The organism is Methanohalobium sp., assembly GCF_046546175.1.
In the GTDB taxonomy this organism is placed as follows: domain Archaea; phylum Halobacteriota; class Methanosarcinia; order Methanosarcinales; family Methanosarcinaceae; genus Methanohalobium.
The window spans coordinates 19,527-35,901 of record NZ_JBKGYF010000002.1; the positions used below are offsets into that span (position 1 = coordinate 19,527).

Annotated in this window: 16 protein-coding genes; 11 read left to right on the plus strand and 5 right to left on the minus strand. The window is 38.7% G+C overall.

All coding sequences use genetic code 11. The annotated features are described in order from the left end of the window. The first annotated feature begins 99 nt into the window (after window positions 1–99). Window positions 100–273, plus strand: a complete 174-nt coding sequence (locus ACLFMM_RS00390; protein WP_410806737.1) for a preprotein translocase subunit Sec61beta — start codon at window positions 100–102, stop codon at window positions 271–273. Window positions 274–287: 14 nt separating this feature from the next. Here the strand turns inward: ACLFMM_RS00390 and ACLFMM_RS00395 are convergent, their stop codons facing one another. Continuing rightward, complete coding sequence (locus ACLFMM_RS00395; RefSeq protein WP_410806738.1) at window positions 288–1,004, minus strand: hypothetical protein; 717 nt, start codon at window positions 1,002–1,004, stop codon at window positions 288–290. A gap of 375 nt (window positions 1,005–1,379) precedes the next feature. Here ACLFMM_RS00395 and ACLFMM_RS00400 point away from each other — a divergent pair, with 375 nt between their 5' ends. Together ACLFMM_RS00400 and ACLFMM_RS00405 are read left to right on the plus strand one after the other, a co-directional pair. After that, complete coding sequence (locus ACLFMM_RS00400; protein WP_410806739.1) at window positions 1,380–1,667, plus strand: YunC family protein; 288 nt, start codon at window positions 1,380–1,382, stop codon at window positions 1,665–1,667. A gap of 35 nt (window positions 1,668–1,702) precedes the next feature. Next, a complete protein-coding gene (locus ACLFMM_RS00405) occupies window positions 1,703–2,752 on the plus strand; it encodes a THUMP domain-containing protein (protein ID WP_410806740.1) in 1,050 nt (349 codons plus the stop codon). 194 nt (window positions 2,753–2,946) lie between these two features. Here ACLFMM_RS00405 and truA read toward each other — a convergent pair whose 3' ends face one another. After that, a complete protein-coding gene (truA, locus tag ACLFMM_RS00410) occupies window positions 2,947–3,780 on the minus strand; it encodes a tRNA pseudouridine(38-40) synthase TruA (protein WP_410806741.1) in 834 nt (277 codons plus the stop codon). Window positions 3,781–3,965: 185 nt separating this feature from the next. Between truA and ACLFMM_RS00415 the strand changes: the two genes are divergently transcribed. Both ACLFMM_RS00415 and ACLFMM_RS00420 read left to right on the plus strand, forming a co-directional pair. Then, the gene (locus ACLFMM_RS00415; protein ID WP_410806742.1) at window positions 3,966–5,033 is read left to right on the plus strand and encodes a formate--phosphoribosylaminoimidazolecarboxamide ligase; all 1,068 of its coding nucleotides are present in this window, start codon (window positions 3,966–3,968) and stop codon (window positions 5,031–5,033) included. 26 nt (window positions 5,034–5,059) lie between these two features. Continuing rightward, window positions 5,060–6,472: an NAD(P)/FAD-dependent oxidoreductase gene (locus ACLFMM_RS00420; RefSeq protein WP_410806743.1), complete on the plus strand. Its 1,413-nt coding sequence runs from the start codon at window positions 5,060–5,062 to the stop codon at window positions 6,470–6,472. Between the two features lies 1 nt (window position 6,473). Here the strand turns inward: ACLFMM_RS00420 and ACLFMM_RS00425 are convergent, their stop codons facing one another. After that, window positions 6,474–7,667 (minus strand): MFS transporter, encoded by a 1,194-nt coding sequence (locus ACLFMM_RS00425; protein WP_410806744.1) that lies wholly within the window; start codon window positions 7,665–7,667, stop codon window positions 6,474–6,476. A 218-nt stretch (window positions 7,668–7,885) separates the two neighbouring features. Between ACLFMM_RS00425 and ACLFMM_RS00430 the strand changes: the two genes are divergently transcribed. Both ACLFMM_RS00430 and ACLFMM_RS00435 read left to right on the plus strand, forming a co-directional pair. Then, a complete protein-coding gene (locus ACLFMM_RS00430) occupies window positions 7,886–8,368 on the plus strand; it encodes a 3-isopropylmalate dehydratase small subunit (protein ID WP_410806745.1) in 483 nt (160 codons plus the stop codon). Between the two features lie 47 nt (window positions 8,369–8,415). Then, complete coding sequence (locus ACLFMM_RS00435) at window positions 8,416–9,552, plus strand: isocitrate/isopropylmalate dehydrogenase family protein (protein ID WP_410806746.1); 1,137 nt, start codon at window positions 8,416–8,418, stop codon at window positions 9,550–9,552. 27 nt (window positions 9,553–9,579) lie between these two features. Here the strand turns inward: ACLFMM_RS00435 and ACLFMM_RS00440 are convergent, their stop codons facing one another. Then, the gene (locus tag ACLFMM_RS00440) at window positions 9,580–10,401 is read right to left on the minus strand and encodes a mechanosensitive ion channel family protein (protein WP_410806747.1); all 822 of its coding nucleotides are present in this window, start codon (window positions 10,399–10,401) and stop codon (window positions 9,580–9,582) included. 168 nt (window positions 10,402–10,569) lie between these two features. On the opposite strand from ACLFMM_RS00440, the gene ACLFMM_RS00445 reads away from it, so the two are divergent. The 4 genes from ACLFMM_RS00445 to ACLFMM_RS00460 all read left to right on the plus strand — a co-directional run bounded on the left by ACLFMM_RS00445 (window position 10,570) and on the right by ACLFMM_RS00460 (window position 14,571). Continuing rightward, complete coding sequence (locus ACLFMM_RS00445; protein WP_410806748.1) at window positions 10,570–12,294, plus strand: BatD family protein; 1,725 nt, start codon at window positions 10,570–10,572, stop codon at window positions 12,292–12,294. Between the two features lie 18 nt (window positions 12,295–12,312). Continuing rightward, window positions 12,313–12,615: a hypothetical protein gene (locus tag ACLFMM_RS00450; RefSeq protein WP_410806749.1), complete on the plus strand. Its 303-nt coding sequence runs from the start codon at window positions 12,313–12,315 to the stop codon at window positions 12,613–12,615. 215 nt (window positions 12,616–12,830) lie between these two features. Then, complete coding sequence (locus ACLFMM_RS00455; RefSeq protein WP_410806750.1) at window positions 12,831–14,225, plus strand: MATE family efflux transporter; 1,395 nt, start codon at window positions 12,831–12,833, stop codon at window positions 14,223–14,225. 88 nt (window positions 14,226–14,313) lie between these two features. Then, the gene (locus tag ACLFMM_RS00460; protein WP_410806751.1) at window positions 14,314–14,571 is read left to right on the plus strand and encodes a DUF5683 domain-containing protein; all 258 of its coding nucleotides are present in this window, start codon (window positions 14,314–14,316) and stop codon (window positions 14,569–14,571) included. A gap of 3 nt (window positions 14,572–14,574) precedes the next feature. On the opposite strand, the gene ACLFMM_RS00465 is transcribed toward ACLFMM_RS00460, so the two are convergent. Beyond that, a complete protein-coding gene (locus ACLFMM_RS00465) occupies window positions 14,575–16,353 on the minus strand; it encodes a ribosome biogenesis/translation initiation ATPase RLI (protein ID WP_410806752.1) in 1,779 nt (592 codons plus the stop codon). Window positions 16,354–16,375 lie beyond the last annotated feature (22 nt).

Sequence of the window (16,375 nt, forward strand, 5' to 3'; positions counted from 1 at the left end):
TATAGTAGAACATCTTTTGACGAAAAGTTTTAAATCAACAAAAAGGATATATCTTATTATAAATAACAATCATCAAATGTTCACAAAAAGGAGGATACAATGCCAAAAAAGAAATCAAGCAACGAAGGGATGATGTCATCTGCGGGTCTTATGAGATATTATGAGGCAGATAAAAGAGCCATCCACCTAGATCCGAAACCTATCGTTATTTTCGGTATCGTCATCGGTGTTGGTATTCTGGCATTAAACGCCAGTTTTGGTCTGTGGCCATAATACTTTTTATTATTTCAATTTTTTAAACCGGTATCATACATCTCCAGGGTTATAAGGGATAATGCTGTAGCTACAACTTTTCCTTTCTCATTACCCCAGTACCCGTTTTCATTAAAATTATTTATCAGCCATTGTATATGAGGTTCAAGTTCGTTCATATAACCTGTAAGCATCAAAGCCTGTACCGCAAGGTTGCTGGTGGATATATGTATCCACCCACCTCCATCTTCTGCCTGTGATAAAATCCATTCTGAACGGTTTTGGATAAATTTTCCATATTTTCCTGTGGACAGCAGTTTTTCCTGTTTGACAAGAGCTGTGAGTACAAGTGATGTTGTACCTGTATGTTCCCACTTTGAACTGTAATTTTCAACAATCCAGTCACAACCCATTTTATACTGAACATTCATATCGGCAAGTGCAATAAGCGTATAAGCGGTATCATAAACATCATCATTCCATGCTTTCCCATCACACTGATTTAAAAGCCATTTTTTCGTATCCGGAAAAATAATTCCTATATTTGCCAGTGCTGAACAGGCTCGAGAAGTATCCCTGACTGAATTGTTCCAGGAACTGTTCTGTTTTTTAGATATAAGTTTTGCAGCATAATGGTTTTCTATATCCCATAAATCAAATGCTACAATTACCTTAGACAAACACTTGACAGTATCAATTTCCTGATTTTTGAGCCAATGGAAAGCGTTCTGAATATGAGGTTCGAAATACATTTGATTACAACCATCCATAACCATTTTTATGTTTTATTTTTTTATTAAACTGCATATAAAAATTATGCATACCCTTTTTATTAGGATTTGCAAATACTATTAAAATTATGAGGTCTATTCAAACAGTTTTCTATAGAGTTACTAAATATGTTTCTTAAAACTAGCCAAAATTTCGTATCTATTAAAAGGCACTATTCAATTAATGAGATATATTAATCTATTTTCGATTGTTTGATATTTCTAAGCACAATGATTTAAAGTCATAAATTAAGTGTGGATAATCTTAACTGAACAGTTCCACATGAATCTTAAAAATAAGAAATATTAATCCAGTCCAAAAAGTTAATCTAAATTGGAGATTTATTTTTTCTAAATATGATAGTCGAAAAAATAAATATTAAGAACGGAACCGGTCTTGGTTTGATTTTTGATATGAACAATGCCCCAATCATCGTTATAAAAGCTGATAAAGGTTTTGTGATGTGCGGGTATTTGGATATCAATGCTGCGAACAAACTGGGTGATGCGGCTGCCAAGGTAAAAGGTGTCAATTCCTTTGAAGATGTTTTAAATGCAGAGATTATTGAAGTGTCCCTGCCTGCAAAAGAGCTTGGCATTGATACCGGAATTACAGGTAAAGAGGCACTTGAGAAAATGTTTTGATATAGATTTATTAAATTAAAAAACGTTTTATATTTATGTTGTACGCTTTTGAACTATCAGGTGAGCATGAGACCTTACCTGTTTTTGAAATTTTTGCATGCCTTGAAATAAAGGAACTTGAATATAGTGAATATGCTCATTTTGACCAGTGCCTTGTTGTGGATATATCAGGTGAGACTGAATCAGTTGAGAAAAAATTGACCTCTGTTTCAAAACGGCTGGCTATGTCGCACTCTGTCCTCAAAGTGGCAGATATCTGTGATACTGATATTGATGAGATTTTAAAAACTGCTGAAAACCTCGATATCAGAAAACATATGACCCCCGGACAGACCTATGCAGTGCGTGCAAAAAAGGTTAAACATTATACATCCATAAACAGGGAAAACCTTGAAAAAAAAGTTGGAGGATGCGTTTACAGAAAAGGAAAAAGTCAGGATTATCATGCAGATTTAAAAAACCCTGATAGTGAATTGCGTTTGGTACTTACGGAAAAATGTATTATGGGTTCAGTTGTGGCAAAGATTGACCGCAGTTCTTTTGAAAACAGAGTCCCCCATAGGAGACCTTTTTTTTATCCCGGTGTATTGATGCCAAGGACGGCTCGAACAGTTGTGAACCTGTCAAAAGTCAGACCCGGTGAAACACTATTTGACCCATTCTGTGGAACTGCCGGCATCCTTATGGAGGCAGGTCTTGTGGGAATTGATGTTACAGGTTTGGAAGTTCAGTACAAAATCATGTCAGGGGCACGCATGAATCTTAACCATCTGAATATTAATTATTCATTATTATTGGGTGATGCCTGCAGACTGCCTTTTGCGGATGAATCCATGGATGCTGTTGTAACCGATCCACCCTATGGAAAATCAGCACTGATTAAAGCCGAATCATTAAAACACCTGTATACACACTCCTTCAGAGAAATGTATCGTGTTCTCAAGAAAGGAAAATACGCAGTTATAGTTACAGGCAGTCCGGTAAGGGAATTTATAAAAGATGCAGGATTTGTTCTGCATAAAGAACATCATCAGAGGGTGCATCGAAGCCTGACAAGAGTTATATCTGTGCTGTATAAGGAATGAAAAAATTTGCCCATCTAAAAAATGAGGATACCTCCCTCCATGAGAGAGGCGGCAGGAGATTTTTAGGCGAGATAGAGGACTGAAGGAAGTAATTACAATGGGCAATTATACAATTGGTTTTTCAACAATTTAAAAGGCTTTATTTGAGTAATAGTTATTACCCTTGTGGATAATAATTGTTGAGCCCAGTGTTATTATGCATCTGTATGGCGTTTTTCTTTTGGAACCAGATGGTCCAGAACTTCTGCCATTACCCTGTGGAAGATAAGATGTTCCCTTAGCTGGTTGCGTGCTCTGCGGATTGAATAGGTATCTTCTGACCATTCTATTGAATATAAATAATCCACATCTTTTAATATAAGCCCGTATGATGGAGCGGGTTCAAGACCTTCTTCATAGTAATCGGGATTGAGCATCTGTTCCAGCCATTCGATTTCTCTTGTACCGTACCCGACCATCATGAGTGCTGTTACTATTTTTCGTACCATTTTCCACAGAAAACTATCCGCCTGTATATCTATCAGGGTCAGATTGCCTCTCACTCTTACATTGACCCTCTGGATAGTGCGCACAGTACTTTTGCCTTCTTCAGGTGTACAGAAATTGGCAAAATCATGAGTTCCGACCAGATATTTTGATGCCGTTCTTATCCTTGATATATCGTATTCTTCACCACTCATGATATACAGGTATTTCCGGCTTAACGCATTACGTCTGGGGTCAAAATCATTTGATACTACCGCATAAGCCCATGTCCATATGGATTCTGGAAGCTGTGAATTAATTACTCTGGGTACAGCAAGTTTAGGATTATCGGTGTCAAACGCCACAACCTGACCTATGGAATGAACACCTGCATCTGTTCTGCCAGAACTTATAAAATTAGCTGATTTTGGGTCATCTATAATTTCAAGGTTTTCCAAGGCTTTGAACAATTCCCCTTCAATGGTTGGAACTTCTAGCTGTATCTGTGATCCATGATATTCAGTTCCTACATATGCAAGTTTTAATGCTACCCTTTTTTTCATACTCAAGTTCCCAAATATCATGAATGGGTTTTTTTATATAATACATTTATGTGCAGTGAACAATCTAAGATACTAATTGATATTTCTTCAGAACAGTCTTGGAAAAATATAATATAGATTACCAACAATTCCACAAACTTAAATACTGAACAATACTATTTAATGTAATTTCCCGGTGTTTAATTATGGTAACAGAACAACAAATTTCAGAAATTCTGCAAAACTATGATTTTGACAATCTGGCTATTGCGACTGTATGCTCACATTCAAGCCTGCAAATTTTTGACGGTGCCCGTAAAGAAGGTTTTAAAACAATTGGAATTTGTGTTGGAGAACCACCCAAATACTACGATGCTTTCCCGAAAGCAAAACCAGATGAGTTTATTATTGTTGATAGTTATAAAGATATACCCAAAATGACTGATAAATTTATAGAAAAAAATGCAATACTTGTTCCTCACGGTTCATTTGTAGAATATGTGGGCGCTGATAACTTTGCAAATCTTGAAGTTCCTACCTTTGGGAACCGGGATGTACTTGATTGGGAATCAAACCGAACAAAAGAAAGAGAATGGCTGGAGAGAGCTGGTATCGAGATGCCCAGAGTTATCAATCCTGAAGATATCAATGGACCTGTAATGGTCAAATATCAGGGAGCTAAAGGTGGCCGAGGATTTTTCATTGCCAAAAATTACGAAGAGTTCAAAGAAAATGTAAATCTTAATGAAAATTATGTTGTTCAGGAATTTATAGTAGGCACAAGGTATTACTTCCATTTCTTCTATTCCCCATTAAGAGAAGAAGGATATAAATTAAGTGAAGGCACTCTTGAAATGCTTAGTATGGACAGAAGAGTAGAATCCAATGCTGATGAAATATTCAGGCTGGGTTCGGCAAGAGAACTTGAAGAAGCAGGAATAAACCCTTCATATGTTGTCACAGGTAACTTCCCGCTTGTCGCACGTGAATCTCTGCTGCCGCGTATATTTTCCCTTGGTGAGAAAGTTGTAGAGGAATCACTGAATCTTTTCGGGGGGATGATAGGACCTTTCTGCCTTGAAACCGTTGTTACTGATAAACTGGAAATTAAAGTTTTTGAAATATCAGCACGTATTGTTGCAGGTACAAACCTCTATCCTTCAGGATCTCCATATTCAGATTTTATAGAGCAGGATTTATCCACTGGTAGACGGATAGCCCAGGAAATCAAGCTTGCAAAATCGATGAATAGATTAGAAAAAATCTTATCCTGAATTGATAAAAATGGCTGGTACAATCCATGAACTTGAACAAAGAAGAAATTGATGCCAAGATAGAATACGATGTGATAATCATTGGTTCTGGTCCAGCCGGTATGTTTGCTGCCAATGAATTGAGTGAACAGAACCTGAATATACTGGTCATAGAAATGGGTCAGGACATTGAAAAAAGACAATGTTCCATGGATTCTGTTCAACAGTGCACACATTGTGCCCCGTGTGATATTATGTGTGGTGTCGGTGGCGCAGGCACATATTCAGATGGGACACTTAACCTCAGACCTGATATTGGAGGTAACCTTGCTAAATTAACAGGTGACCAGGACAGTGCATGGAAACTCGTTGACTATGTGGATAATATCTTTCTAAAATATGGTGCACCAGAAATAGTACCATCCTACAATCTGCAGGAGATAGAGGATTTAAAACGAAGGGCTGCATCTGTTGGTGCCCAGTTTATAGAAATTAAACAGAGGCATATTGGCTCTGACAACACACCTGAGTTAATATCCAGATTCAAGAAAAGTCTGGATGATAAAGGTGTTTCATTTTTACTAAATACCAAGGTACAGGATATAATAGTCGAAGATGGTTTTTGTAAGGGTGTAGTACTTGATAACAATAAAACCATAAAGTCCAGTTATACCATACTCGCACCAGGCCGTGTTGGCGGTGAATGGGTAAACAACCTTGTCAGTAATCATTCCATATCAGCCAAATATGGTGGTATCGACATAGGAGTGCGTGTAGAAGATCCAGCCATCATCATGGACCCGATTACAAAAATCAACCGTGACCCCAAGTTTCATATACAGACCCAAAGATACGATGATTTTGTTCGAACCTTCTGTACAAATGACCACGGATTTGTGGTAAAAGAAGAATACGAAGATTTCATCGCAACCAACGGTCATTCACTACGCAATAATACATCTGAGAATACGAATTTTGCATTTCTTGTACACATAGAACTGACCCATCCGATTGAAAATACCACCAGATATGCCCGCTCTATTGCAAAACTTGCCACAACCATAGGAGGAGGGAAACCTGTTCTGCAGAGGATGGGTGACTTAAGGCGCGGAAGAAGGTCTACCGACGGAAGACTTGCTAGGAATCCAGTTCTCAATACATTGAAAGATATTACACCCGGTGACATATCTATGGCCATGCCCCACAGGATAGTAATGGATATAATCGAGGGTCTGGAGACTCTTAATCAGATTATACCTGGTGTTGCTTCTGATTCGACACTGCTATATGCTCCTGAGATTAAATTTTATGCCATGCAAATACAGGTCAACCATGGCATGGAATCCAGTATCAAAAATCTGTATGCAGCGGGTGATGGTGCAGGATTATCAAGAGATATTGTCAATGCTGCTGCTACAGGGGTAATGGCTGCAAGAGGGTTACTGGAGCAGTTTATATAAATTAGGTTGGTCTTTTTTCCTCTATCCCAGCTGCAAGAATTACTGAAACAAAAACCAGCATAGAAAGTAATATAAACGCTGTCCTTGTCCCGTACAGCTCCAGGAATATACCTGCCATTACTGGCCCTGAAGCCGAGCCGAACCAGCGGATCATATTGAAGGTTCCCATGGTAGTTGCAATAATTGAAGATTCCACTTTAACCACTTCGTCCACAAGTAGGGTGGATGTCAGTGTGACAACTGGACCAAAACATAAACCTACGAACGCAAAACTGGATGCTATCAAAAGAGATTCAGGTGTTACCCAAGACAGAAGAAACAGGGCACTACCTCCCAGAATTGCAATAATTATCAGTGGTTTTTTCCTGCCGATTATATCAGACACCCAGCCACTGAACGTCGCACCAAGTGAGCTCACTGCCGCATGCGGTATAAATATAAGACCTGTAACTGCTGTTGTAATTCCTGCATCCTTGGCAAAAAAGGGCACTACATAAGATGCTCCAATAGCTGCCATATCACAAAGCATGGCAACAAGTGTTATGAATATCATCGACCTTGTTCTAAACATATCAAAGGAAAAAAATAGTACATTACGGGTGGTTTGCCTATTCGTAACATCTGCTCTGGTCTCATGCATGAAAAGGGAGAGGACAGACACAAGGAATGCAATTCCTGCAAGCGCCATGAAAACCGTCCTCCAGCCGTATATACCTCCGAATATACCCCCAACCGAATATCCGGATATTGTTCCAAAACCTGTTGCCACTGCCAGCACACTCATAGCCCTGCCACGTTCCTGATATTTGAACATATCTCCAACCATTGTAAAAGATGTCTGGAAGAATATGGCAGCACCTGTACCAGATATTGCTCTGGCAAACAGAAGAGTATAAAAACTGGATGATAGTGAAAGGATACCTACACCAGTTCCAAAAATAAAAATTCCGGAAAAAAGCAGTATTTTTCTTCCAAACCTGTCTGAAATCAAACCAAATGGAACCTGCAAAATTGCCATGAATATAAGAAATGTTCCGGCTACCCACCCAAGATGAGATTTTGAGATATTCAAATCCTCAGAGATATTTGGGAGAAGCGGTATCAATGATAGAATTCCCAAGAATACACAAAAGGTTCCAACTGATAGCAACAACATCTGACGTTTTCTGCTGAATGTAGGTATTGATGCAGTCATTATATCAAATCATTTGAACCTTTTTAAACAAAAACCAAAAGTATATCAGGATAGAACGATTCTGAGAGTTATACTTTGTAGAATAGACAGTGACAACTATTATTTAGTATTATTAGTTTCTAAATTCTATCAAAACAAACAATACATAATAACGAATTTAATAAATATGTAATGCAATAATTCTAACAAACTGTGTTTTAGATTATCCGGTGATAGAGATGAAAGGAAAAGTTTGGAAATTTGGAGATGATATTGATACCGATGCTATAATTCCAGGAAGATACCTGATTTTTAACACACCCGAAGAACTCGCAAAACATGCATTTGAAGGTGTACGCTCCGACTTTGCAGAAAATGTGAAAGAAAACGATATCATTGTTGCAGGTAGTAATTTTGGATGCGGTTCTTCAAGGGAACATGCTCCACTTGCACTCAAGGGTACAAAAATAGGGTGTGTAATTGCCAAATCCTTTGCACGAATTTTTTTCAGAAATGCTATCAATATTGGTGTTCCACTTCTTGAGTGTTCAGAAACAGATAAAATAGACGAAGGAGATGAAATCAAAGTTGAACTCTCCACTGGCATTATTGAAAATAAAACAAAAGGTGAAAAGTACCAGGCAACCCCTCTTCCGGATTTTGTCCGTGAGATTGTGGATGCCGGAGGATTGATAGAATACACAAAAAGACTCGTTAACTGATTTAATGTAACATAAAATTATTGTAACCAAGATTTAAAGGAGATAATATGACACAGTACAAAGTCCCAGTTATACCAGGAGACGGTGTAGGACCCGAAATCATAGGAGAAGGTAAAAAAGTCATTGATGCAGCAGGAGAAAAACACGGATTCGATGTTGACTGGATAGAATACCCCCATGGTGCAGACCACTATCTGGAAACCGGTGAACTGTTATCAGAGGATACACTCAAGGAGCTTTCCTATTACCACTCAATATATCTGGGTTCTATCGGTGACCCCAGAGTTGCTCCGGGTGTACTGGAAAAAGGAATTCTGCTCAAAGCCAGGTTCTATTTTGACCAGTATATAAACCTGCGCCCAGTCAAACTTCTGGATGGTGTCTGGACACCCCTTAAAAACAAAAACCCTGAAGACATTGATTTTTCAGTTGTCAGGGAAAACACAGAAGACTTCTACATCGGTATCGGCGGAAGGGCTAAAAAAGGTGTCAGTGAAGAAGAGCTTGAAGTTATAAGGTCCATGTACAGCACACGATTCGGTCTGGATATAGAAACTGATAGTGAAGAAATCGCCTATCAGATAGGAATGATTTCAAAGGAGGGAACTAGAAGGGTCATTAAATACGCCTTTGACCTAGCTATGGAGAGAAACATGGATAAACATGTGGCGTCTGTGGACAAGGCAAACGTGCTGTCTGATATCTATGGATTCTGGAGAGAGCAGTTCAACGACATTGCAGAAAATTATCCTGATATTGATATCGATTTCAATTATGTGGATGCTATTACCATGTGGTTTGTGAAAAATCCTGAATGGTACGATGTTGTTGTGACTCCCAACATGTTCGGTGACATCATAACCGACCTTGGTGCGATGATACAGGGTGGACTTGGACTGGCACCAGGTGGCAACATTAACCCTGAGGGAACCAGTATGTTCGAACCAATCCACGGCTCTGCACCAAAATACAAGGGTCAGAACAAGGTAAACCCGATTGCAACCATATGGGCTGGTTCCATGCTTGTTGATCAGCTCGGGGAAACAGATGCATCAAAGGACATCCTGTCAGCCATTGAAAAGAGCATTGCTGAGAACAAAATCAAGACCTATGATATGGGCGGCAGTTCCAAAACATCAGAGGTCGGAGACAATATTGCAATGATTATAAAAGAAGAACTGTGAAAATGCACCACATAAGGTGCATTAAATTCACACATTTTCTTTTTTATCCAGATTCACATCCATCTGTGGATATGGTATTTCAATACCTTCTTGTTTATAGGCTTTGAAGATTTCACTGGTAAGATCCCATTTGACAGTCCACACATCTTCGTTTTTTGTCCATGCACGCAGCTGAAGGTTTACCGAGGAATCACCAAGTCCTGATGTTACCACTGCAGGTGCAGGGTCATCCAGAACCATAGAATTATTTTTCATGATATCAAAAGCCACCTGGATTGCTTTATCAAGGTTGGCATCATAACTTATACCAACATCAACCCTTGCCCTTCGTAGAGGCATACGTGTATCATTGATGACTGCACTCCCCCATACGAGTTTATTTGGGATTGTGATGAACTGATTGTCAGGAGTGATAAGTTCAGTTGCCATCATCCCTACTGCGTTCACCTTTCCAAACATTCCATTGATAGTTACATAATCATCCCTGTCGATGGGGCGCAATGTTGCTATCCAGATTCCTGCTGTCAAATTTGTCAGAGTGTCCTGCATACCAAAACCCAGGATTAAACCGATAACTGCTGAAAGACCCAAGAATACAGAACCTACAGCAAATCCCAGTGCACCTACAAATGCAAGAATTACAAGTACATATAATAATGCAACCAGAAACCTGGATAAGAATTCAATCACAATACCCGGTAATTTTGTCTTTTTCAACCCGTTCCTAAATATTGATACTACAATCCTAGCTAATATAAAACCTACTAGCAGTACAACAACTGCAAAAATCAAATCAGATACAGTTAACTCTGTATATGGTATACCTTGTGACAGTACTCCATCCACCATATAACACACCCTTAAAAGTTTTGAGGATTTTCAAGTATAAAAAACTAACTTCACTAAAGTTTCATAGAGCACTTTTTGCTCCAAAAGAAAATATAAAAATAACAACATTTAAAAAATATGACACCATAAAGAAATTTAATGGATAAAATTCTCGGAATATTTACCCTGATGACATTTATATTCATAGTATTACTGTTAATTCCATCCGCATCTGCCTATTCATTTCAAGATGAATTGATATGGGAATATGGAGGAGATTATGAACTTTCACAGGATGAGCGTGCTAAAGCCGGACCCTACACTATAAAAGTTCATGAAATCAACGCAGGGTCAAATCCTCCATCTGCATCCATTCTCCTTTATCAAAATAATGTTTATAAAGACAAATTTTTCTTCGATCCTGAAGCTAACCGTGAGCAGGTCTATGAAAATGATTTAAAAATTAAAATTCATGACATAAACAGAAATAATGTTTCTGTTGAGCTTTACAGACATGTATATGAGAAGGTTTGGGTCAAAGATACTGAAAGAAAAGGCTTTCATAAAGGTGAAAAGCTAAAAAACGGGAATTATACAGTAGAAGTACTGGATTTCAAACAGAAGGAAGCTGTACTGGAAATATCCAACCCCTACAAAAACGAGGTTTTCAAGGACAATTACAAGAAAGCTGAATCCAGAAAATACTACAAAGAATTTATGGTAAGAGTTGCAAGCCTGTATCCTGAACAGGGCATAGTATACCTTGAAACCTATAGACCCGGTCATCCCAGTTTTTCAATTGATGTTTTGAACAATAGAGACAGTTTCAACCCCAATGAAACTATCGGGTATAATGTTCTTGTCAAGAACAATGGAAACATACCTGTTCAGGAAGTTACACTGGAGAGTTCGACCAATAACGGAGAAATTAGTCAGCCGGTCATGCTGCATAATGCAATCGGTGCAAATGAAAGCACTGTATTTCCTGTTAACATTAACCCTCCAGATAAACCACTTGGCAATGACATAGAAACCCGTTTCACGGTATCAGGACATGATTACCGGGGAAATAATTATTCCGATTCAACAACCGTAAGCACCCATATAAATTCACACATGAAAATCGAAAAAAGCGTCAATAAAGATGATGTTACTCTGTTTGAGAAGGATAAAAACGACACAATACAGGTTAATTTAAAAATCTACAACATGGGTGACTCCAAAAAGCTGGTAGATGTTAGAGATTACATCCCTGATTCATTCACAATCATTGGACACGACTCCCTTGAAAAATCCATTGTAGTAGATTCTAATTCCACAAAAAATATAACGTATAAGATTAAACCAACAAAACCGGGTAGCTATACACTAAAACCTGCAAAACTTGAATGGGTAGATAACGAAGAAAAGTATACCACAGAATCTGATGAGAAGGAAATAAAGGTACATGGTCCATGGATACAGGTGGATAAATCATTACGTTCGGATGCCGTAAATATCAGTGACAATGTAGAGGTTACCATCAATATCAAAAATAATGGTGACCGGATAGCAGATATCAACTTCACTGATCGTATACCTGAAGACCTTGATTTGGTTTCAGGAGATATACAATGGAGCGGTAAAGTAGGTCCAAAAACAAGCAAGGATATAACCTATACCTTAACAACCAATAGATCCGGAAGATATATCCTGCCTGGGTTAGAACTTGAAATAAATAACAACCAGACAAGAGCGGTATCCAATTCCGCAATACTATATGTAGATGATATATCTAAAGAAGACGAACCAAAAGAACCTGTACTTACAAGAATTGATGCATTCGAATTCATGGTTACAGCCTTTATCGCAATTTTTGCATTCCTGTTCCTAGTTCCATTATCTGCCTATCTATATATAAAAAGGAAAAAATAAACACATAAGAGGGTTTCAATGGAAATGATAACAATTACATCAATGCTGGTATTTGGAATATATTCACTGCTGGTTCTCCTTTTACTAATCAATGTGTCGTCCATGATGGCGATATTATTACTTATTATTGCACCAGTGGGTTCGGTACTTATCATTCCGGAAGCGATTATAGGATTCCTGACACATCAGCATATAGTTCTTGCAAATGGTTTGGTTCCTGTCAACAACCTTCATATACTGCTGATTATATGGTCAACTCTCACAGGGCTTATATTATACACCGAATTTTTAACCTGGTATCTATCAAGAAGCAGAACCTGAAAATAAAAACATGTTGACTGATATTTGCTGCACAAAACCCTTATAAGGATTAAACCTACTACGGGGTATTCGTAGAACCGAGGAGTAGTGAGAATACCCTCTAAGTTTTCTACACTTCAACATTAAATAAATTTCTGAGTTTTGATGTTCAGATAACATAATTATAACCTGCATAATGCACATAAGCACAGGTATCAAATCCGCGAGGATTTATTTTGAATGACCGAAAAAAATTATTGAACAATGAAAAGGTCAGTAACCTCCTGCTGAAACTATCAGCCCCTGCCATCGCAGGTATGTTAATACAGGCACTATACAACATAGTGGATACTATTTTTGTGGGTCAAGCTCTAGGAGACGCCAGTGCACAGGGAATTGGTGGACTGACCATTGCTTTTCCGGTACAGATGATAATGGCCGGGCTGGGACTTATTATCGGTATCGGTGGAGCTTCAATGATTTCCCGCAATCTGGGGTCCAACAATATTGAGAGGGCTGAAAAAACACTGGGGAATGTCATACTCCTGATTCTTGTTTTCAGTACTCTGATTACACTCATTGTTAGCTTCTATATCAACCCCATAATGAAAGCCTTTGGTGCCACTGAAACCACATTGCCCTATGCTGTGGATTATCTTCGGATCATAACCTATGGATGTATATTCTTCATTTTTGCAATGGCCACCAACAATATTGTACGTGCAGAAGGCAGTGCTAATATAGCAATGTTTACAATGGTCATTGCTGGAATCACAAATATTATTCTTGACCCAATATTCATATTCTGGTTTGGATGGGGTGTTAAGGGTGCTGCAACTGCTACTATTATATCACAATTTATCGGTTCATTATTCCTTATTTACTATCTGTTTAGCGGCAGAAGCATAATGGGACTGCATCTTAAAAATCTGGTTCCTCAATTTGACATCATAAAAGAAAACATAGCTATTGGACTTTCTCCCTTTGCCAGGCAGTCTGCCAGTAGTTTGATGGTGGTAGTACTGAACAACATTCTGGCAGTATATGGAGGCGATGTTTCAATTGCTGTGTTTGGTATAATCAACCGGCTTTTTATGTTCATCTTCATGCCGATGATTGGAATTGTTCAGGGATTACAACCTATTGTAGGATTCAATTACGGTGCCAGAAACTTTGAAAGAGTGATGGAATCCGTCAGATTATCGGTTATTATAACAACTGTAATGGCATCAATTGGTTTTGCAGTTTTATATGCATTCCCAGAACAGTTATTTGGTGTTTTTAGTAATGATCAGGCACTTATCAGTTCAGGCGAATCTGCGATAAGAATCATGGTACTGGTTGTACCTCTGGCAAGCTTTGAATTCATAGGGGCTACTCTCTATCAGTCTATTGGTAAAGCAAAACCATCTTTTATCCTGTCAGTATCGCGACAGGTCCTATTCCTGATTCCGCTTGTCATCATACTACCATTATATCTAGGTTTGGAAGGTATATGGATAGCTTTCCCGATTTCCGGATTCCTGTCTTTTCTGTTGAGCATTTTCATGATGAACAGAGAATTTAAGGTTCTGAAAGGATACGTTCCGGACAACGGATATGAACATGATTTACAAAAAAGTACCAGATGACCGCTATTTGTACCAATTATATAAGAAGGTTAAAAAGGTACTTATACTAAAAATTGCATAAATCCTGTACGGGAAGTGATGGACTAATATGGATAACACAACCGAAAAAAAATTAAAAAATCCCTTGGCTGCAGTAGGACTCTCATTTATATTTCCAGGACTGGGACAGATATATAATCAGCAGGTTAGGAAAGGACAGATGTTTTTTGTAATCGCTATAATATTGATAGTAACAATGTTTGCCGCTGTTGGATTTGTGCTCTATCCAATATTCTGGATATACAATATGTATGATGCTTATAAAGATGCCATCAAAATGAACATAGGTGATATTCAACCCGGCTAAATTTCAATCTTCAAAATCGTAATAATAATATTCACCTGCAGCTTTTTGTTCCCTGTCCAACCGGGAATTAGGTTTGTTTACCCTAGGACGTAATGTATCATCATCCCTCCTGAAAGTAATATCAAGATTGGACAGGAATTTATTCATCCCTTCCTGCATACTGGTTGGTCGTTTTGCCACACCATAAACTGCTGGTTTTCCTTCAAACACAATCAACCGTTCACTCAACATATCAATCATGTAAATATCGTGGTCAACTACCATAGCAGTTTTTTTATTGTTTTCAGCAAATCGTTTGATTGCCTTTGTTGCCAGTGAACGCTGTTCCACATCCAGGTGTGCACTTGGTTCATCCAGAATATACATATCAGCATCCCTGCTGAGGCAGGCAGCAATTGCAACCCTCTGCAGTTCACCTCCACTCAGATTGGGTAGCATTTTATCATACAGTTCTTCTATCTGCAGAGGTCTTGCTATTTCCCCCTGATAATAACTGGTATCAAACCTTCGGGTTATACTCCGCAGGAAATCCTGAACCCTGAGATTGATGTCTCCTTTGACATATTGGGGTTTGAAGGATATGTTGATATCAAAATCAAGTTCACCACCTTCTGGTTCTGTTTCACCTGCAAGTACCTTTACAAAAGTCGATTTACCGATACCGTTGGGTCCGACTACACCCAGTACTTCACCATGTTTTAAAGTCCCTCCATCAGATGTCAGTGAAAAACCGTCTTTGTACTTTTTGGTAAATTCCCCATACTCCACCAGTGTTTCAACTTCAGTTTCAGCCCTTGGTGGATGTACTTCAAATTCGATTGGTTCCGGGCGGATACGGATATTTTCTTCGGGTAGATAACCATTAAGGTACTGGTTGATAGCGATACGCACTCCCTTTGGATAGGTTATAACCCCGTATCCTCCCGGTACACCATAGGCAACATGGACCACATCAGCAAGCATATCAAGGATAGCAAGGTCGTGCTCAACAACAAGTACCGCTTTTTCCTGTGCAAGTTCCTGTATAAGCTGTGCAGAATTTATACGCTGATAGATATCCAGATAGGGGCTTATTTCATCAAAGAAATAGAATTCCGCATCCTTTGCCATACAGGCTGCGATAGCAACCCTTTGAAGTTCACCACCACTTAATTCGTTTATATCACGGTCGATTATCTCATCCAAGTCAAGCCTTTCAACCAATTCATCCAAAACTCCACGATCGTCTGCTTTTTCAAGGAGTTCACGCGTGTTTCCGTTGAATGCTTTGGGGATTTTATCTATATACTGCGGCTTCTGAGAAACTTTTATCTTTCCATTTACCAGTTTTTTAAAATAATCCTGAATCTGGGTGCCTGAATAACGTTCAATTACCCTATCCCAGCTGGAGTCCTTGTCATATTCTCCAAGGTTTGGTACAAGTGTACCAGAAAGTATATTGACAACGGTACTTTTACCTATACCGTTTGGTCCGAGTATCCCAGTAACTCTTCCTGCCTGTGGTGTTGGAAGCCCGTAGAGTACAAAACCATTTGTACCATACCTATGAGTCGGTGGTTCTTTAAGTGCCTCAGGTAAACCAATTATCATTATAGCCTTGAACGGGCATTTATCAACACATATACCACAACCTACACAGAGTTCCTCAGAAATTATCGGTTTCCCTTTTTCACCAAAATATATGGTTTCATCACCTGTTCTGACTCTTGGACAGTATTTCTGGCATTCCTTACTGCATTTTCTGGGCTGACATCTGTCAGCTTTCAATACCGCTATTCTCATACCAACCAATCCCTTTTATGAA